This window comes from Vibrio nigripulchritudo ATCC 27043 (genome assembly GCF_000222685.1).
Classification (GTDB): domain Bacteria; phylum Pseudomonadota; class Gammaproteobacteria; order Enterobacterales; family Vibrionaceae; genus Vibrio; species Vibrio nigripulchritudo.
Genome location: NZ_AFWJ01000267.1, coordinates 17,499 through 36,641, shown reverse-complemented (window position 1 = coordinate 36,641; position 19,143 = coordinate 17,499). Strand labels below are relative to the sequence as shown.

At 46.9% G+C, this 19,143-nt stretch carries 17 protein-coding genes; 14 read left to right on the top strand and 3 right to left on the bottom strand.

Going from position 1 to position 19,143, the window contains the following annotated elements; translation table 11 throughout:
• Positions 1 to 13 precede the first annotated feature (13 nt).
• On the top strand, positions 14 to 1,810 hold the full coding sequence (locus RH89_RS18385) for a HEAT repeat domain-containing protein (protein WP_004405298.1): 1,797 nt from the start codon (positions 14 to 16) through the stop codon (positions 1,808 to 1,810).
• Between the two features lie 277 nt (positions 1,811 to 2,087).
• Positions 2,088 to 3,725, top strand: a complete 1,638-nt coding sequence (locus tag RH89_RS18380; protein WP_004405297.1) for a glycoside hydrolase family 19 protein — start codon at positions 2,088 to 2,090, stop codon at positions 3,723 to 3,725.
• 134 nt (positions 3,726 to 3,859) lie between these two features.
• Here RH89_RS18380 and RH89_RS18375 read toward each other — a convergent pair whose 3' ends face one another.
• Positions 3,860 to 4,315, bottom strand: coding sequence for a hypothetical protein (locus RH89_RS18375; RefSeq protein ID WP_004405296.1), 456 nt, complete (start codon positions 4,313 to 4,315; stop codon positions 3,860 to 3,862).
• 14 nt (positions 4,316 to 4,329) lie between these two features.
• The gene (locus RH89_RS18370; RefSeq protein WP_004405295.1) at positions 4,330 to 6,192 is read right to left on the bottom strand and encodes a S8 family serine peptidase; all 1,863 of its coding nucleotides are present in this window, start codon (positions 6,190 to 6,192) and stop codon (positions 4,330 to 4,332) included.
• A gap of 402 nt (positions 6,193 to 6,594) precedes the next feature.
• Between RH89_RS18370 and RH89_RS18365 the strand changes: the two genes are divergently transcribed.
• The 9 genes from RH89_RS18365 to rplI all read left to right on the top strand — a co-directional run bounded on the left by RH89_RS18365 (position 6,595) and on the right by rplI (position 13,981).
• The gene (locus RH89_RS18365) at positions 6,595 to 7,173 is read left to right on the top strand and encodes an aminodeoxychorismate/anthranilate synthase component II (protein ID WP_004405294.1); all 579 of its coding nucleotides are present in this window, start codon (positions 6,595 to 6,597) and stop codon (positions 7,171 to 7,173) included.
• A 351-nt stretch (positions 7,174 to 7,524) separates the two neighbouring features.
• Complete coding sequence (locus tag RH89_RS18360; protein WP_004405293.1) at positions 7,525 to 8,736, top strand: aspartate aminotransferase family protein; 1,212 nt, start codon at positions 7,525 to 7,527, stop codon at positions 8,734 to 8,736.
• Positions 8,737 to 8,830: 94 nt separating this feature from the next.
• Complete coding sequence (gene astA / locus RH89_RS18355; protein ID WP_004405292.1) at positions 8,831 to 9,850, top strand: arginine N-succinyltransferase; 1,020 nt, start codon at positions 8,831 to 8,833, stop codon at positions 9,848 to 9,850.
• A gap of 27 nt (positions 9,851 to 9,877) precedes the next feature.
• Complete coding sequence (gene astD, locus RH89_RS18350; protein ID WP_004405290.1) at positions 9,878 to 11,341, top strand: succinylglutamate-semialdehyde dehydrogenase; 1,464 nt, start codon at positions 9,878 to 9,880, stop codon at positions 11,339 to 11,341.
• Between the two features lie 173 nt (positions 11,342 to 11,514).
• Positions 11,515 to 12,306 carry a DUF1338 domain-containing protein gene (locus RH89_RS18345; protein WP_004405289.1) on the top strand — a complete coding sequence of 264 codons (792 nt, stop codon included), beginning with the start codon at positions 11,515 to 11,517 and terminating at the stop codon, positions 12,304 to 12,306.
• Positions 12,307 to 12,533: 227 nt separating this feature from the next.
• On the top strand, positions 12,534 to 12,941 hold the full coding sequence (gene rpsF, locus RH89_RS18340) for a 30S ribosomal protein S6 (RefSeq protein WP_004405288.1): 408 nt from the start codon (positions 12,534 to 12,536) through the stop codon (positions 12,939 to 12,941).
• An 8-nt stretch (positions 12,942 to 12,949) separates the two neighbouring features.
• The gene (priB, locus tag RH89_RS18335) at positions 12,950 to 13,252 is read left to right on the top strand and encodes a primosomal replication protein N (protein WP_004405287.1); all 303 of its coding nucleotides are present in this window, start codon (positions 12,950 to 12,952) and stop codon (positions 13,250 to 13,252) included.
• 16 nt (positions 13,253 to 13,268) lie between these two features.
• Positions 13,269 to 13,496, top strand: coding sequence for a 30S ribosomal protein S18 (rpsR, locus tag RH89_RS18330; protein WP_000090471.1), 228 nt, complete (start codon positions 13,269 to 13,271; stop codon positions 13,494 to 13,496).
• Between the two features lie 32 nt (positions 13,497 to 13,528).
• Positions 13,529 to 13,981 (top strand): 50S ribosomal protein L9, encoded by a 453-nt coding sequence (gene rplI, locus RH89_RS18325; RefSeq protein WP_004405255.1) that lies wholly within the window; start codon positions 13,529 to 13,531, stop codon positions 13,979 to 13,981.
• Positions 13,982 to 14,053: 72 nt separating this feature from the next.
• On the opposite strand, the gene RH89_RS18320 is transcribed toward rplI, so the two are convergent.
• Positions 14,054 to 14,812, bottom strand: a complete 759-nt coding sequence (locus RH89_RS18320) for a DUF481 domain-containing protein (protein WP_004405253.1) — start codon at positions 14,810 to 14,812, stop codon at positions 14,054 to 14,056.
• 170 nt (positions 14,813 to 14,982) lie between these two features.
• Between RH89_RS18320 and RH89_RS18315 the strand changes: the two genes are divergently transcribed.
• From RH89_RS18315 to RH89_RS18305, 3 genes are all read left to right on the top strand, one after another.
• The gene (locus tag RH89_RS18315; protein ID WP_004405252.1) at positions 14,983 to 16,386 is read left to right on the top strand and encodes a replicative DNA helicase; all 1,404 of its coding nucleotides are present in this window, start codon (positions 14,983 to 14,985) and stop codon (positions 16,384 to 16,386) included.
• A gap of 18 nt (positions 16,387 to 16,404) precedes the next feature.
• On the top strand, positions 16,405 to 17,481 hold the full coding sequence (gene alr / locus RH89_RS18310) for an alanine racemase (RefSeq protein ID WP_004405251.1): 1,077 nt from the start codon (positions 16,405 to 16,407) through the stop codon (positions 17,479 to 17,481).
• A gap of 445 nt (positions 17,482 to 17,926) precedes the next feature.
• Positions 17,927 to 19,105, top strand: coding sequence for a helix-turn-helix transcriptional regulator (locus RH89_RS18305; protein WP_004405247.1), 1,179 nt, complete (start codon positions 17,927 to 17,929; stop codon positions 19,103 to 19,105).
• Positions 19,106 to 19,143: the final 38 nt, after the last annotated feature.

Here is a 19,143-nt window from a genome sequence, read left to right as displayed (position 1 = left end):
AGGTTGGTAAAGAATGACAAAAAAGGTAACGCTGTACTTGGCTGCAATGGCAGCGGTTGTTGCTTTGATTTTGATTGGGTATGTCAAAGGAACGGAGCAAAACTACTTGATCCGTTTCGAGCCCGGTAATACATACACTTACGGGTTAGAGTACACCAGTGATGCATCTGGTCATGCTTCGGGGTATGCCGAAGCTGCCAACCTTATTGCCTCTTCGATAAACGTGGATTATGCCTTCAAAGGTAAGATGCATATCCATGTTATCGAGGAAAATGCATTGGGCTATCAATTGGAGTTTTCATTTGATGCAGACACTTTTAAAGCCAGTATCAACGAAGAAGTGAATTGGGTATGGCCGAAAGACATCGTTGTAACAGGTACTCTGAGTAAAGATGGTCTTTTATCCGACTTAGAGTTTCAGGAGCGCTACTTTGCTGAGTTCTCTCCTGTATTAAAGGAGTGGATAGGGCAGTTTCAGGTTTCACTTACCAACGACGGTAAAGCTAACTGGCAAACTGTAGAAGGCGACTTTACTTCAGATTACGATGTGAGTTACCGCTTGCAGGAAGGTTCTTCTCCAACGTTAGATACGACGATCTTAAAGGAATACATTGCGCTTAACCCGCAAGTCCGTATGAATCAATCCACGAATGTGGTGATCAGTCGGTTCTTTAAACGAATCGAGCAAATTCAAACCAACAGAGAGCGAAGTACCTTCTCCGCTAACCGTTTGATGGCGAAAGAGAGCATGTCTCTCAGCCTGAACTACCTCTCTCAGTCAAAAATAGCAGACACCAGAACGGCTTTGGTTGGGCAAGTCGTCCGGGATACGTTGGCTGGTCACTATCAGAAAACGCTGTTGAAGACTCAAATGTATGAAAATACCTTGTCTAACGCTGATCCTGATACTTTCAAAGGTCGTCTGCGCGCAACGCCGTCTTATGGCAATAAAGAGCGCTCTCAGTTGTTCTTCGAGCTTCGTGCCTGGGTTGCCTTGGACCCATCAAAACTGACTCAGATAGAAGAGTGGATGAGGATGTACAATGCCAGCCATCCGTCTTTTCAAATGCTGAGTGCACTTCTGGTTAATATCGGCTCACCTGAAGCTCAGCAAATTCTGCTGGATGTACTCAATACCTCGTCGGTATCCAAGCAACAGGCAATCATGCTAAAGCTTGCGTTCCTAAAAGAGCCGACTCAAGCAAGTGTTGATGCGGTTCAGACAATGTCTCGAACGCTCTTTAAACATGAAGATCAAGTCCAGGCAAAATTGGTTTTGGGTAGCATGGCGAATAACTTACTGGACAGAGATGAAGACAGGGCGAATAAGCTCTATGAACAGTTTGAACTTGAATTGAGTCAGGCTTCAGACGCGAGTGATATTGCTGATTCACTGAGTGTGCTTGGTAACATTGGTTCACCGAACCAAACAGACAAGGTGACGCCCTTCTTAAGCCATGAGAATAAATCCGTGCGCCATGCGGCCGTCAATTCACTCCGGTTCGTCAATACGCCAGAAGCTCAGTCTGTATTGCTGAGCTCATTGGAAGCTGAAGATGAACGTGTTCGAGAAATCGCATCAGCAGGTCTGAGTTTCACCACGCCGCGATCTGAGTTTGTTCAGGTATACAAAGAGCGCCTATTTGCAGAAACCAACCAGCAAGTGATTAAGCAACTGGTTGATTTACTGGGGAACATGGCAGTACAGTACCCAGAAGCGATTGATGTACTTGAGGAGTATATCCCAACTATAGGGATCACAAGCCTCAAAAACTACGCAGAAAATGTACTGGAACAAGCCAGAATTTAACATCAACTTGCATTTCCCTTTAAAACAGAAGCCTTTGGCTTCTGTTTTTCTTTATGGCTCAAAGTGTGAGCTTGTCATATCAACAGAGTTGTTTACTAAACCTGTTATTTCCTCGATAAATCGCTCAATAAAAATGTAGCCAGTTGGTGTTCGGTTTTCATTTGGTAGAAGTGACTCGGAGATATTCATTACGCTTATAGAATTCACTGCGAATAATCCATTGACTAAATTATCATTCTGCTAATTTCCTTATTTTTATGGAGCGAGAGGAATAGGAATGAAAACAAAACGTTACCTTTCAGTATTGATTGGTGGTTTGTTGTCTGCAAATGCATTTGCTGCAATGAACATCCAACCGGACCCTACAAATCCAAACGGTTACATCATTGCTCGTGCAGATATTCAAGCCGTTGAAAAATCATTAACTTCCGATCCTATGTATGCCATCTGGTCGAAAGCGCTCGAAACTCGTTCAAACACAATAGTTGAAGCGATTCAGCCAGGGCTGACGACCAACCCAGAAAACGTTAAACGTGTTGAGCGTGTCTTCCCGCAAACCGAGTGGGATTTCTTAACTCACATGGCGGCACCAGAATACTCTTACACACGTTTCCTGCGTGCGATTGGCAAATTCCCAGCGTTCTGTGGCGAATACACTGACGGTCGTGATTCAGATGCTATCTGTAAGAAATCGATTGTGACGGCTTTTGCGCACTTTGCGCAGGAAACAGGTGGTCACGTTGAAGTAAGTAATGTTTCAGATAACCCTCTTGGTCTGGAAAAGTGGCAGCAAGCGCTATTCCACGTAAGAGAGATGGGCTGGGCTGAAGGTCAGGAAGGCTACACAACAGGGTGTGGTTCTGATGATTGGCAAAACAGACGCTGGCCGTGTGAACCTGGACAAGGTTACTTTGGTCGTGGTGCGAAGCAGCTGTCTTACCACTTTAACTACGGCGCATTCTCGGAAGTGATGTTCGATGGTGATGCGACTGTGCTTCTTAAGAATCCTGCTTTGGTGGCAGATTCCTGGTTGAACATGGCTTCTGCTATCTGGTTCTTCCTGACTCCTCAGGCACCAAAACCAGCCATGCTTCATGTTATTGACCGTACATGGAAACCATCACAGCGTGAAATCGAAGCCGGTATTGGTTATGGCTTTGGTACTACCATCAATGTGATCAACGGTGGTATTGAGTGTGGTGAGCACAATAAGACAAAAGGTCAGCCAGTTAACCGCATCAGCTATTGGGAAGGCTTAGCGGCTCATTACCAGATCCCAATTGAAGCAGATGAGAAGAACACTTGCTATCAGCAAACGCCATTTGGCAGCTTGAACCTGAAAGGTTCAACTGACGTGCTTTACACCAACTGGGATGGTAATTGGAAACCACACCCAGAACGCCCGGGAGGCGCATCGTTTGAATGTGAACTGGTACCTTTCCAAACGGCTTATTCTGCTCTTGTTCCAGGTGACTACGAGAAGTGTGTGACTAACTTCTATGGTTCTCATACCATCTGGCCTGAAGTTCGAGTTGTGGATAAAGCAATTCCAGTAGAGCCTGGTGAGCCAGCAGTTGATGGCGTTGCGGGTTGGGATGTGAACAAGGTTTACAACAAAGGCGACAAAGCGGCACGTAAAGGTGTGGTTTACCAAGCGAAAAACTGGACTCAGGGTGATGACCCAGCGCTAGGCGGTGCATGGGAAGTGTTTAACGGCACAACAACACCAACACCTCCACCAACAAATCCAAATGGATTCATTGAGTGGCAAGAAGGTGTGAGCCAGGTTGCCAATGGTGACAAAGTGACTCATGCAGGTAAGTGCTATATCGCGAAAAATAACCCAGGTGTCTGGGATACTCCGGGCAGCAATCCAAACTCTGGTTGGAACTGGGACCAAATTTCTTGTAAGTAACTCGCTTATACGAGATTGAGATCATTACAAAGCCAGCAGATACCCTCTGCTGGTTTTTTATTTCTATTTGGTCACGCTTAAACAAGAAAGCCTTGGTGGAGTACCAAGGCTTTGTATGTTTACTGTGGCTGTATTTATTCTGGTTGCTCAGCGCTGTTCACAAGCTCGACTTGTAAAGTGACACCTTTAGCTTCCAACTGAGACGCTAAGTTAAGCAGTTCAGTGGATGTAGATGCTTTCAATACAGAAATAGAACCTGCCTGAGATACCACCTCTAAGCCGTACTCCTTCGCAAGAGCTTTCGCTTGATCCTGGCTTGCTCTTACCAAAATGACACCACTGGCTTTGTGAGTCTCGATACCCGTTTCATCAGTAAGTGCGTCACCTGCATACACTTCAACAGGGTTGTCAAAGCCTAGGAAACGAAGCAGTGAAAAAGATTCCTCTTTCTCTTTGAAAAAGGTTTGACCGTTAATAAGCACTTTTTCACCCGGCGCAGCAGAAATACCAATCTCATTTTTAATGTCTGAGTTTGCCATTGCCGATGCAGAAACCAATACAGAGGCAAGTACAATCGCTTTAAATTTCATAAGTATCTCCTTGATTAACCTTGGTGACCAATAATACGGATTGACCAATGGTTGATCGTGCCCGGTACGCTGTTGTTGAAGTGAGGGATGTTGAAGCTCTGAGTTTCGTCATTGCGGTTGCGCAGGATCCAGTGGCTGTGCTCACCGCTGGTATCTGTCACTCGCAATGTCCACTCACCCGCAGCATCTTCACCATAGAACTTATGGCTCAGTAACAGATGATCGCGGTAACCGCGGCTTTCGTCACCAATCGCTTGTCCGATACCTTGCAGTAGAGAACGTCCAACCAGGCTGTTGCGAGGAGACATCAGAACACTGCTGGTACCGGAAGGAGAGACTAATTCGATCAGAAGATCGCTGGTACGCTCGTGGTCAATATCAACTTTAACCTGAACTGACTCCACTTTAAGCGCATCATTGATGGCTACTGTATCCGTAACGGCTTGATCACCCGCGTCTGGCACAGTGATGTTTGCTGTAGTGGTCTTCCACTCAGTGAGCTGTAATGGTGGCAGAGGCTGTGCAGTGCGTGCGGCAAACATCGCTTTATCTACATCGATAAGACCGAAGCCGTAGTATGGGCTGTAGTCGTAACCAGCTGCGTTGGCAGACCATCCTTCTAACCCTGTGACAGTTCGTGATACACCGGATGAAGTGGTGTAAGAAATGTCAGTATTCACGTGCTCTGCGTCGATTTTGGTTGCTGTTGTCGCCAGTAGGTGGCGAATGTCACGCTGAGATAAATCCGGGCGTACGCTCATAAGCAAAGCCGCGGCACCAGAAGTGTTCGGCGCGGAAGAAGACGTACCGTTCATAACGCCGTTGTAGTTACAGTTTGGATCATCCGCTGTTCCACCATGCAAGCCGTTACGATCTGCTCGTTCGATGGTGTTGTAACCACGATCACAACCCATCAGATCAGTGGTAACGTGAGCTGGTTTGTCACGTCCAAACTCACCAGCAGGAGCAGTCAGGAAGACATTACTACCAACGGAAGAGTATGAAGACAGCTTACCATCGGCATTCATCGCACTTACCGTCATATTCCAGTAGTTGGCGTTGTTGAAAGAAAGGTTACTGTTCTGCCATGGCAGCCCTTCATTAGGCACTTCTGCAGTATCGTAGTCTTTTGGAAGAATGCGGAAAGTAGCGCCACTGGTGAATCGAACACTGGTGCGTCCGAAGCCATTACCAGCAGACTTAACAAACAGTGCCCCTTTGCCCTGATGTGCTGTGGTACTGACTTCTTGGTGAACCGCATCCTGAACTGCCAGGTTCAGATTATTGGTTAAGTCGTAAGGGATACTAAATAGAGGCTGAGAACCATAGCTTTGGTTGAACACGCGCACATCAGCCGTTCTTGGATCTTTACCGTGGGTAATGAGCCAGCTTTCGATAGACTGCTCGTCTAGGTAGTTATAACCCTTCAGACCGGCTTGTGGAGCAACACCACGAACACCTTCATTGTTGCCACCCGCCGCTGCAATAATACCCGCTACTGACGTACCGTGGCTGGCTGATGCTTTTGTTGGCGTGGGATCGTTGGTATTTGTAACCAAGTTCCAGGAACCCGGTTTAATGTTTGGTGCCAGATCTGGATGAGCAATCTCAAGCCCATCATCAACCACGGCAACAATCACGCCCTGACCGCCGTATCCAAACAAATGTGTTTGCCACAAGTTCAAATCATGTCCTGCAACACCACCCTGTGCTGCGAAAGCCGCCTGACCAGTATTTAGTAAGTTCCACTGATGTTGTAATAGAGGGTCACCTGGTGTTAGCCAACGGTCGGCGTGGAATCTATCAGTTGCGCCTGCTGTGCCGGCATAAGCAATTGCTGCCCCAATTGCTAATGAGATAATCCGTTTTTTATGCATCGTACATCCTATGTTTATTGTTAGTAATATTAATCGAATCGCATAGCAATGAGATTCATATTTATTAATATCTCGAACTTGGATGTTTATGGAAGGTGCTGATAGGAGACATTGATCGTAGAACAAAGTGAAAAAGCGCTTTCTTTTCACCGACTTTGATTTCAATCTGTTGACAACCGAAGGGTTTAAAGTGTTGGAATGATGTTCGGAAAAATAACCGGATAAATCGGCGAAATTTAAAATCTTGCACCGCGATCAAAACGTATCTGACCAAGCATCCCATTCGGATAAAATTTAACCTAGAAAGGTCAGCAGACCCAAACTAACCTGAATTTTCACTTGCCTTTCCGTGACTCTGCTGCACAATACCGCCCTTAAGTAACATGTCTATAAACTGCCTTTATGTTGTTAATCATCGATAACTACGACTCTTTCACCTACAACTTGTATCAGTACTTCTGCGAGCTGGGTGCGGATGTCAAAGTTGTGCGTAATGATGAAATAACCATAGAAGGTATAGAAGCACTAGCACCTAGCCACTTAGTTATCTCCCCCGGACCGTGTACTCCGAATGAAGCAGGGATCTCGCTGCAGGCTATAAAACACTTTGCTGGCAAATTGCCTATATTAGGTGTGTGTCTGGGTCATCAGGCAATTGCTCAGGTATTTGGTGGAGATGTGATTCGTGCGAAGAAAGTGATGCACGGAAAAACCTCACCAATCTGGCACGAGCAGCAAGGATTGTTTGAAGCACTGAATATGCCGTTGACGGTCACGCGTTATCACTCTCTGACGGTCAAAGCAGAAACACTTCCAGACTGCTTTGAAGTGACTGCCTGGACAAAAGACGTTGACGGTGAATTCGACGAAATCATGGGCTTTCAGCACAACACTTTGCCTATTGAAGGAGTGCAATTTCACCCCGAATCCATCAAAACAGAACAAGGGCACGAGCTGCTCGCCAACTTTCTGCGTCGTTAAAGCCTGCTTCGGGTCACTTTTCTTAACATTTTTTCCGTTTTTTTTCTTAATAGCGTTCTATGCAAAACTATTCGCAATACGATTCGCTTGTCTTCGTAACCCTTCTATCTATATATGGTTAACCCCAGCTTATTTTACGTATAAGTATAAATTGCTTCATAAAAGCATTTGGCTGGTGCATAAATACTCATGGCTCTTGGCAGCTAGCGTGTTGTTTGTTCTATAAAAAGAACAAATCACTATTGAAATAGTTAATTTAATGTAAATACAATGTTTGAGCAGTAGAAAATACCACGTGGTATCGGATTCTGGCTATTGCTCAAATACATTGGGATCGGAATGGAGTATGTGATGACAATGGAAAACAAAGTAGAACGCAGCCTGTTTAATGACGTAATGGTGCCTTGTTACAACCCGATGGAGATCATTCCTGTTCGTGGTGAAGGTGCACGAGTATGGGATCAAGCTGGTAAAGAATACATCGACTTTGCTGGTGGTATCGCTGTGAGCTGCTTGGGACATTGTCACCCCGCGATGGTATCTGCTCTTACAGATCAGGCGAACAAGATCTGGCACCTAAGTAACGTGATGACCAATGAGCCAGCGCTACGTTTGGCGAAGAAGCTGACTGAAGTAAGTTTTGCTGAAAAAGTCTTCTTTGCAAACTCGGGTGCAGAAGCAAACGAAGCGGCATTGAAACTGGCACGTCGCTGGGCAGCAGATAAGCATGGTGAAGAAAAATCTGAAATCATCGCATTTCAACAAGGCTTCCACGGTCGCACATTCTTCACTGTAACTGTGGGTGGGCAAGCTGCTTACTCAGACGGTTTCGGTCCTAAGCCGGGTGATGTTACTCACCTGCCATATAACGACATCGAAGCGCTCGAAGCTCACATCTCAGATCGCACCTGTGCCATCATGATGGAACCTCTTCAGGGGGAAGGCGGCATTGTTTCCCCAACACCAGAATTCGTAAAAGCGGTACGTGAACTGTGTGACAAACACAACGCGCTGCTGATTTTTGATGAAGTTCAGACAGGTAATGGTCGTACAGGCGACTTTTATGCATACCAGGGTCTTGGTATCACACCAGACATTCTAAGCACGGCAAAATCACTGGGTGGTGGTTTCCCTGTCGGTGCCATGCTGACTACAACAGAACTGGCTCAGCATCTGAAAATTGGTACTCATGGTTCAACATACGGTGGTAACCCACTGGCTTGTGCGGTAGCAGAAGCTGTGGTTGATGTTGTACGCCAGCCAGACGTTCTGGAAGGCGTGAAGGAACGTGAAGCGCTGTTCCGTGAAGGATTGTCTAGAATTAACAATAAGTACCCGATTTTCTCTGAAATTCGTGGTAAAGGTCTGCTGCTAGGCGCAGCTCTGAATGAAGAGTGGCAAGGTCGCGCTCGCGACATCCTGGTTGCAGCAGGTAATGAAGGGCTGATGGTTCTGGTTGCTGGTGCCAATGTCGTTCGATTTACCCCGTCTCTTGTGATTTCAAAAGAAGAAGTCGAAGAAGGGCTGGCAAGACTAGAAAAAGCCATCGCAAGCTTAGTTTAAGGCAGTAGCTCGGCACATCGAACTGGTCGGGTGTGAACGTACCCGGCCTTTTTCTTGGCGCGAGATTCTGCAATAGCATCTGGAGGGAGTTGTGATGCTGGTAGTTCGTCCTATTACGAAACAAGATTATGAGGCACTGAATACCTGTGCCGTAGAATCAGGACATGGATTTACTTCTCTTCCTGTCAACGAAGAATTATTAACCAATCGCATTGACCACTCGGTCTACAGTTTCGGCAAATCTGAAGTCACCGAACCCGGAGATGAAGGCTACTTAATGGTCGGTTTCGACAGCGAAACGGGTGAAGTAGCCGGCACTACGGGCATTGAAGCATCCATTGGCTGGGATGTGCCTTTTTACACTTACCACATCAGCAAAGTAGTGCATTCGTCACCCAAGCTAGGTGTAAACAATGTCGTTAAACTGTTGACCTTTGGTAACAATTACACGGGGTGTAGCGAGATCTGTACCCTGTTCTTACGCCCGCAATTTCGTCAGGGGTTAAACGGTCGCCTGATGTCCAAATGTCGTTTCTTGATGATGGCTGAGCACCCGCATCGCTTCTCAGAAACCGTATTTGCAGAGATGCGAGGGGTGTCAGACGATGAAGGCAACTCACCATTCTGGCAATGGCTGCAGGAGCATTTCTTCTCGATTGATTTCACCATGGCAGATTACCTGACGGGTATTGGTAAGAAAGGCTTTATTGCCGACCTCATGCCTAAATTGCCTATTTACATCAACTTACTGTCACCAGAAGCGCAGGCCGTGATCGGCAAAGTGCACGACAACACCCGTCCGGCGCTTCGCCTGCTCGAACAGGAAGGCTTCTCGTGCCGAGGTTATGTCGACATTTTTGATGCTGGTCCGTCGGTGGAGTGTGACCTTCGAAATATCGAGTCGGTACGCCACTCGTTCCGGGCAAAAGTCAGCGTACAGGAACATTCAAGCGCACAGCATTATTTGATGTGTAATTCATCATTCGAAAACTTCAGAGCGACCGCAGCGACTGCTGCGTACGACAAAGCAACCGACACCGTCATGCTGAGCCAGGAAGTGGCGAATGCATTGGAAGTCAAAGACGGTGATTACGTGCGTTTGCTCGCACAGTAACGTGAACACGAAAGAAGGATTAGCAGTATGAGCACGCACTGGATAAACGGGTCTTGGGTAGAAGGCGCAGGCGAAGCACTGGCTTCAACCAGTCCATACAATGGCGAGACGATTTGGGAAGGTAAAGGCGCGACGGAAGATCAGGTGGAATCGGCAGTTGATGCCGCACGCACCGCGTTTTTGCAATGGAAGAAACTACCATTCGTTGAGCGTGAAGCCGTTGTCTTAAAGTTCGCCGAGCTGGTTAAAGAGAACAGCGAAGAAATCGCGACCATCATTGCCAAAGAAACGGGTAAACCCATCTGGGAAACTCGTACAGAAGCGGGCGCAATGGCAGGAAAAATTGCCATCTCAATTCGCGCATACCACGATCGCACTGGCGAGGCGCAGCGAGAAGCCGCAGGCAACCAAATTGTACTTCGCCACCGCCCACTCGGCGTGATGGCAGTATTTGGTCCTTACAACTTCCCGGGTCACTTGCCTAATGGTCACATTGTTCCAGCTTTATTGGCAGGCAACACCGTGGTATTCAAACCTTCAGAGCAAACGCCTTGGACTGGTGAATTCGCGATAAAGCTATGGCAACAGGCAGGCTTGCCTGATGGTGTGATTAACCTAGTACAAGGTGCGAAAGAAACAGGGATTGCGCTGGCGAATGCCAGAAAAATCGATGGTGTTCTGTTCACTGGTAGCGCCAATACAGGTCATGTTCTGCATCGCCAGTTTGCTGGTCAGCCAGATAAGATGCTGGCGCTTGAAATGGGCGGCAATAACCCAATGGTCATCGCAGATCATTACGGTGATGTGGACGCGACGGTTTATACCATCATTCAATCTGCATTTATCAGTGCGGGCCAACGCTGTACTTGTGCTCGTCGTCTGTACGTGCCTGTCGGCGAAAAGGGCGATGCTCTGATCGACAAGCTGGTGGCTTCTACTGCAAATATCCGCGTCGATGAGCCATTTGCAGATCCCGCTCCTTTCATGGGACCTCAAATTTCCATTCAGGCTGCGAGCGGTATTCTCGAAGCGCAAACCAACCTACAAGGTTTGGGCGGTGTGAGCCTGATTGAGGCAGCATCAAAAGGAGAAGCGTTTGTCACACCGGGCATCATTGATGTCACAGAGATTGAAAACCTGCCAGACGAAGAATACTTTGGTCCCCTGCTTCAGGTGATTCGTTATGAAGGTCTGGAATCTGCAGTGGACATGGCAAACGACACCCGATTTGGTCTGTCTGCTGGTTTGGTTTCTACTCTGGATAGCGACTGGGACTACTTTGTCGAACATATCCGAGCGGGCATTGTAAATCGCAACCGTCAGCTAACGGGCGCAAGTGGTGATGCCCCATTTGGCGGACCGGGAGCCTCTGGCAACTTACGCCCAAGCGCCTACTACGCCGCAGATTACTGTGCGTACCCAATGGCATCAATGGAAGGGCAAGAGACAGTATTGCCAGCCACGCTCAGCCCGGGTGTCGAGCTAAAATAGTAAACAAAAATAATATCGGGGCTATCCGCATAGGTAATTAACCCCTAACAATTCGAGCCAAAATAATAATAACTGGAAGCCAACCAGAACTCTGTCACAGGCTGAAGTCACCTCGGGTTGAGGTGACTGCCAATAACCCCTACCTGTCTTGGTAGATTTAACAAGGAGGCGTTATGTCGCCAGACAATTTGTTTGCTTCACTTTGGAATGACTACATCACTCGTCTTTGCCCCTCTGCACACAAAGTGCATGAGTTACTGCAAGAAGACGAGCCACTCATTAACGATCACATCGCACTGCGCACCTTTGGTGTCGAGCCATTAGGGATTGAAACGCTAGCCAAACCTTTGCTAGAGATCGGTTACAAACCTGCCGGTGACTATGTTTTTGAATCGAAGAAGCTGGTGGCCAAACACTTTGAGCATCCGGATCCTAAACAGCCAAAAGTGTTCATCAGTGAACTGGAAGTTCACAAGTGTTCTCAAACCGTTCAGGATATTGTCAATAGCCTGGTTAAACAGGTCGACAGTTCCAAGCTAACAGGCAGCGAATTTCTGTACGGTGGTCGGCTGTGGGACATCAGCCACATCGACTATAAAGAGCTGGCTAAAGAAAGCGAATACGCATCCTGGCTGGCGGCACACGGTTACGGTGCTAACCACTTTACCGTTAGCGTCAACCAACTGAATGCTTTTGAAGAAGTGAAAGGGGTGAACGATCACCTTCGCAACTCGGGCTTCACCATCAATGAATTTGGTGGGGAAGTGAAAGGCTCACCAGATGTGCTGCTAGAGCAGTCTTCGACCATGGCGGACAAAGTCCCTGTTACTTTTGTTGAAGGCACAGAAGTCGTTCCTGGTGGCTTTTATGAATTTGCCAAGCGTTACCCAATGGCAAATGGCGAGCTTTATCCTGGATTTGTTGCGGCATCAGCAGACAAGATTTTCGAAAGTACAGACAGCTAACATAGCGTTGTTACTTATAGCCTTTACAAGGCATCGTCAGTCTCTGTCGGTGCCTTACTTTTGTCTTCGAAAATATCTATTTTAGACCTTCAAATACTCCTTGCTCTTAGCGGTGTTTTTCTATACTATTTGCCGTCCTTAATTCTCGGTCAATTTTCTTTAGTTCCTTGCTTCCTCTGGACGACCGAGCCATTTGTGGAAGCTGAATAATCCGTAAGGAGCAACCAATGCGTCATTACGAAATCGTATTCATGGTGCACCCTGATCAAAGCGAGCAAGTTGCTGGCATGATCGAGCGTTACACTGGTTCAATCACTGAAGCTGGCGGTACTATCCACCGTCTAGAAGACTGGGGTCGTCGTCAAATGGCTTACCCAATCAACAAGCTTCACAAAGCTCACTACGTTCTAATGAACGTTGAAGCTGGTCAAGAAGTGATCGACGAGCTAGAAACTGCTTTCCGTTTCAACGATGCAGTTCTACGTAACATGATCATGCGCACTAAAGCTGCTGTAACTGAGCAATCTATCATGCTTAAGCAGAAAGAAGAGCGTGCTGAGCGTGCTCCTCGTCGTGAAGAGCGTGCAGAGCGTTCTGAGCGTACAGAAGCTAAACCAGAAGCAGCTGCTGAGTAATTCATTCAATGACCAATCGAATGGAGCTGAGTGGCACTGTCGCGAAAGCACCAATTCGAAGCCAAAGCCCTGCGGGCGTTCCTCATTGCCGATTTTGGCTGGAACATCGCTCCACAGTGTTAGAAGCTGACCTTCCGAGACAAGTGTATTGTCGTATGCCGGTCGTCATCAGCGGGCAAAAGTCAAAAGAATTAACTCAAGAACTCGTTATAGGCAGTCACATTAAGGTAAGCGGTTTTGTTGCTTATCAAACCAGCCGAAATGGCAACGGGAAATTAGTGTTACATGCCGACAACATCATACATATTTAAGATCAGGAGATAGCCCATGGCTCGTTTCTTCCGTCGTCGTAAATTCTGCCGTTTCACTGCAGAAGGCGTACAAGAGATTGATTACAAAGACGTAGCAACTCTTAAAAACTACATCACTGAAGCTGGTAAAATCGTACCTAGCCGTATCACTGGTACAAGCGCTAAATACCAGCGTCAACTAGCTCGCGCTATCAAGCGTGCTCGCTACCTAGCACTACTACCGTACACTGATAAGCATCAGTAATCGGTCGTTTTATTAAGAAAGAGGATTAAACAATGCAAGTTATTCTACTTGATAAAATCGGTAACCTAGGTGGTCTTGGCGATACTGTTAACGTTAAATCTGGTTACGCTCGTAACTTCCTTATCCCTCAGAATAAGGCAGTAATGGCTACTAAAGCTAACGTTGAAATGTTCGAAGCTCGTCGTGCTGAACTAGAAGCAAAAGTTGCTGAGCAACTGTCTGCTGCTGAAGCTCGTGCTGAGAAAGTAAACGCTCTTGAAGCTGTTGTTATCGCATCTAAAGCTGGTGACGAAGGTAAACTGTTCGGTTCTATCGGTACTCGCGACATCGCTGACGCTATCACAGCGGCAGGTGTTGAAGTTGCTAAGAGCGAAGTTCGCCTACCTGAAGGTGCTCTACGTAACACTGGTGAGTTCGAAATTAGCATCCAACTTCACTCTGAAGTATTTGCTAAAGTTGACCTACAAGTTGTTGCTGCTGAGTAATTCAGTACCAAGCGATTTGAGAAAGCTGGCTTTATGCCAGCTTTTTTTATACCTGTAAGAGGGAAGAGGGAACTAAAACTTTACCAACAAGTTGGCTGAGACAACCGTATCCGTGTTACTCAAGTTATTCGGGACGCGATCCAGATACTGGCGAGAGTGAGTCAGCTTCAGCGCGATGTTCTCCGTAATAGTGTTGGTAATACTCACTTCATTGTCGAATCGCGTATTAGATTGACCACTGACTATTGAAATTTCCGCACTTAAAGAGAGTGAAGGAAGCATCTTCCAATCCCCCTTGAACAGACCACGAAAAATGAACTCATCCACGTTATGAGGAAAGATCAAATCGTCGTCGTCCAACTCATCCAGATTCGGCTTTTGGTGACGATAGCCCGGACCTAATTCCATCGAAAGCTTCAAATCGTCAGTATAAGAAAACTGATAACCCAACCCGCTCGACCAAGTGTAATCTTTGAAATAAGCACTGTATTTGGAATCGATGCCTTTGAAGTTAGCGTAAAGGTAAGTGCGAGGAGCGAGCTTGTAATCGCTTTGCAATTGGTAGGTGGACTGACGTTTGTCTTCCTTTCCATTCTTATTGAGCTTGTAAAACTTCCATTCACCGGAATGCCGGTGACGACCTTCTGTATAAACCCCCTCAAGGCGGCTATTTAAGGATTCTGAATCAGAGTTGCCGCTGTGTGCCTGATAGCCAAATTCCACCTCGGTTTTCAGAGGGGAGGGGCTCGACGTATCCGTGTCTGAGTTTTCCTCTGCATACAGACTGGCACTGACCACCACCAGGCTCAACGCGAGCAAATTTTTCGACACCCAATACCCCTTACAGATTCTTTTGATACGGAATTGTATTCATAGCCTTTTGGTTATGGGTCAGGTCACTGTTAATTTCTGATTTTCTTAACGGTGCTGCGCATCTTGAAGTAGCCTGCAGATAGAACTTAGCTATAATGAACGGTCAAGATAAGCTGTTGAGAACACCCATGTCAGAAAACCGAGATAATCGTAACAAGAAGCCAGTGGATAGCCAGGTAGACGCTATCAAAGTACCGCCGCACTCTCTTGAGGCAGAGCAGTCTGTGATCGGTGGTCTGCTATTGGACAATGAACGCTGGGACTCGGTAGCAGAAAGGGTAGTGGCAAAAGACTTCTATAGCCGTCCACACCGCATGATTTTTGATGGTGTTCGAACCTTGCTTGAAGAAAGCAAACCGCTTGATCTGATTACCTTATCTGAATTCCTAGAACAGCGAGAGCAACTCGACGACGTCGGTGGTTTTGCATACCTCGCTGATCTGGCTAAAAACACACCAAGTGCTGCAAACATCAATGCGTATGCCGATATCGTGGCAGAGCGGGCATTGGTACGTAGCCTGATTGGTGTGGCTAACGAGATCGCGGATGCGGGTTATGACCCACAGGGTCGCAGTTCGGAAGATCTTCTGGATTTGGCAGAAAGTAAGGTTTTCGCCATTGCAGAAGACAGAACTAACGAGAACGAAGGTCCTCAAAACGTCGATAACATCCTAGAGAAAACTCTGGAGCGTATCGAGATTCTGTATAAGACGCCGCAAAACGGTGTGACAGGTGTGGATACGGGGTTCTCAGACCTCAACAAGAAAACAGCAGGTCTTCAGGGTTCTGACCTTATTATCGTGGCGGCACGTCCTTCGATGGGTAAAACCACATTTGCCATGAACTTGTGTGAAAACGCCGCCATGGTGTCGGACAAACCTGTATTGATTTTCTCTCTTGAGATGCCCTCGGAACAGATCATGATGCGTATGCTGGCCTCCCTGTCTCGCGTTGACCAAACCAAAATCCGTACCGGTCAGCTGGACGATGAAGACTGGGCACGCATTTCTTCTACCATGGGAATTCTTATGGAGAAGAAGAACATGTACATCGATGACAGCTCGGGTCTGACGCCAACCGAAGTGCGTTCTCGTGCTCGTCGTATCGCTCGTGAGCACGGTGGTCTGTCACTCATTATGGTCGACTACCTTCAGCTTATGCGCGTACCAGCGCTGTCGGACAACCGTACTTTGGAAATCGCCGAAATATCTCGTTCTTTGAAAGCATTGGCAAAAGAGCTGAACGTGCCCGTGGTGGCGCTGTCGCAGCTTAACCGTTCCCTAGAGCAACGTGCCGACAAACGCCCGGTAAACTCCGACCTTCGTGAATCGGGCTCCATCGAGCAGGATGCCGACTTGATCATGTTTATTTATCGAGATGAAGTTTACAACCCAGACAGCTCACTCAAAGGCATCGCAGAAATCATCATAGGTAAGCAGCGTAACGGTCCTATCGGTTCGGTTCGACTCACCTTCCAGGGGCAGTTCTCCCGTTTCGATAACTACGCAGGTCCTGCGTTTGATGAAGAGTAATCGCCGAACATGAGTTATATGAAAGCCGCGTCGGCGTGTATCGACCTTTCTGCACTGAAACACAACCTCAGAATGGTGAAAGAGCACGCACCGCAAAGCAAAGTCATGTCTGTGGTGAAAGCTAATGCTTACGGGCATGGTCTGCTCGAAATTGCTCAGGCAGCAGAAGGGGCAGATGCATTTGGCGTGGCACGTATTGAAGAGGCGCTACAACTGCGGGCAGGTGGCATCGTCAGGCCTGTTCTGTTGCTTGAAGGCTTTTACTCCCCAAGAGATTTACCGATTCTGGTTACCAACAATATTCAAACCGTGGTGCATTGTGAGGAGCAGCTTGAAGCTCTGGAACAGGCAACACTGGAAAACCCAGTAAAAGTCTGGCTTAAGGTCGATACTGGAATGCATCGTTTAGGTGTGCGTCCAGAAGTGTATTCTGAGTTTGTTGAGCGCTTGAAAGCGTGTGAAAACGTCGCCAAACCATTGCGCTATATCAGCCATTTTGGGTGTGCAGACGAGCTGGAGAACCCGGTTACTCAAGCTCAAATTGACAACTTTCTTGCCCTGACAGAAGGTTGCAAAGGTGAACGTACACTGGCGGCATCTTCTGGCTTATTGGCCTGGAAAGAGAGCCATCTGGATTGGGTACGTCCAGGTATCATTATGTATGGCGTTTCTCCTTTCTCTGACAAGAGCGCCAAAGAACTCGGCTTTAAACCCGTCATGACCTTAAAATCGCACCTGATTGCAGTGCGAGATCTGAAAAAAGGTGAACCAGTCGGCTACGGAGCTATCTGGCACAGTGAGCGTGACACCAAGATCGGAGTGATTGCCATTGGTTATGGCGATGGTTACCCAAGAACGGCTCCTGCTGGAACACCTGTTCTAGTGAATGGCAGACGAGTCCCCGTTGCTGGTCGGGTTTCGATGGACATGTTAACGGTCGATTTGGGACCGGATTGTGAAGACAAAGTCGGAGACGAAGTAATCCTTTGGGGGCAAGACTTGCCTTCTGAAGAAGTCGCACATCACATTGGCACCATAGCGTATGAGTTGGTGACTAAGCTTACCTCTCGCGTTGAGATGGAGTACCTCAAATAATTGATGGGGAAAACCAACCAAGTTAACTGCTCCTAAGATCTCCTATATTGTCCCCATCAAAAGCAGGTAATGGTATAAAAATAGATTTTTATACCAGCATTAGTTATTCAGAATTGGCCGAGGCTATTGAACTTTGGGCGTAAGGCTCCGATAAGTACCATGGTGTCGGCGGGGACGACTAGACTTGATAATTTGAAGTATTGAAACTCCCAGAAATAAACCTCGCCGTCTCTTATGGCGAGGCGATATGCCATTTCTTCGTTCCCGCAGGGCTTAGTTTGATTGCTAAGTTTTCATTCCGTCATTTCTATACATTGTTAAGACAACATACAGAAAATCTCACTTATGAAACTATGCTCATTGTAAATAAGTGCGTACATTATCAGTAAATGAGATTCAAACATGATTGAAATGTTTACCATACCAATATAGGGGAACAATAAGTATGGCGGAGACCATAAGAAAGGATTCTTTGTTTCGCTTTAGCCACTTAATCGATTTGCTCTATCAGGCTCCTACCCATCAGCAAGGTTTTCAGCCTTTTTTAGAACTGCTCACCATCGAATTTAAGTTATGTGATGCCGTGCTCCACATACAAAACACTATTAGCAATGTCACCGAAGGTGCATGGATTGCTGGGCCCAAAGCTGATGCTTTGATTCAATTTGTTGAGAATAAATTGGAGAAGGGCGATGTTTTGTACAAATACATTGATCAGGCACCTCCTAGCCAATTTTATACGTTACTCAGTGATATTGGACGACCTGAAAGTTCGACATTAACGCCGATTCAACTGGCGGTAGAGCAGTGGTTTGATGGCAATGATTTTTTGGATGCGTCATCTGCTATTGTGGGTAGGTTGGAAAATCAGGTAGCGATGATCACCGTCCATCGCGATACGTCGAATCCCGCTTTCTCAAGCGATGATGTTCTCGTATTCAATGAACTCATTCCGCATATTCAAAGAGCGTTTACTCTCTATCAGCAGTTTAAAAATATCCGAAATGAAACGTCGAATCTGCACCATCTTATTGCTCAATTACCTCACGGTGCCCTGTTGTATGACAGCAAAGGAGAGTTGATTTGTGTTAACCAGAAAGCGATAGAGCTTGGGGAGTTGTACAGTGATTTGGAGGTAAACGCGAACCGATTCTCAATTAATGATGTTTCTGTAAAACGCGAATACATTTCGAATCTGTTCAATGTGCTCAAGCAGGGAGACAACGTCAAACAGGCGTGCCGCGTCACCCATCTAACCAATAAGCAATCACCTATAACGATTCTTCTAGTTCCGATTGGCATTAATCATTCGCTTGCTCATGACGAACAGCAGTTGCTCAAAGGCTATGAGATTGGTGCGATTGTCTATCTTTATGACCGTCAGCACCCAATTCATGTGAATCCTGAGTTTTTAAAAGCGATTTTTGGGCTTACGGATACAGAGACCACGATCTGCGAATTGATCGTCAGCGGTTTTAATCGCAACGAAATTGCCACCATACTTGAGAGGTCCGCGCATACGATTAAAGACCATATCAAATCGGTGTTTGTGAAAACGGGCAGTCATTCTCAATCCGATCTTATCGCGACTCTGCTTACTAGCCCTGTCTATCGTTCAGCCTAGCAGAACCAAAAAGCAAGGCAGGTTGTCCACCTGCCTTG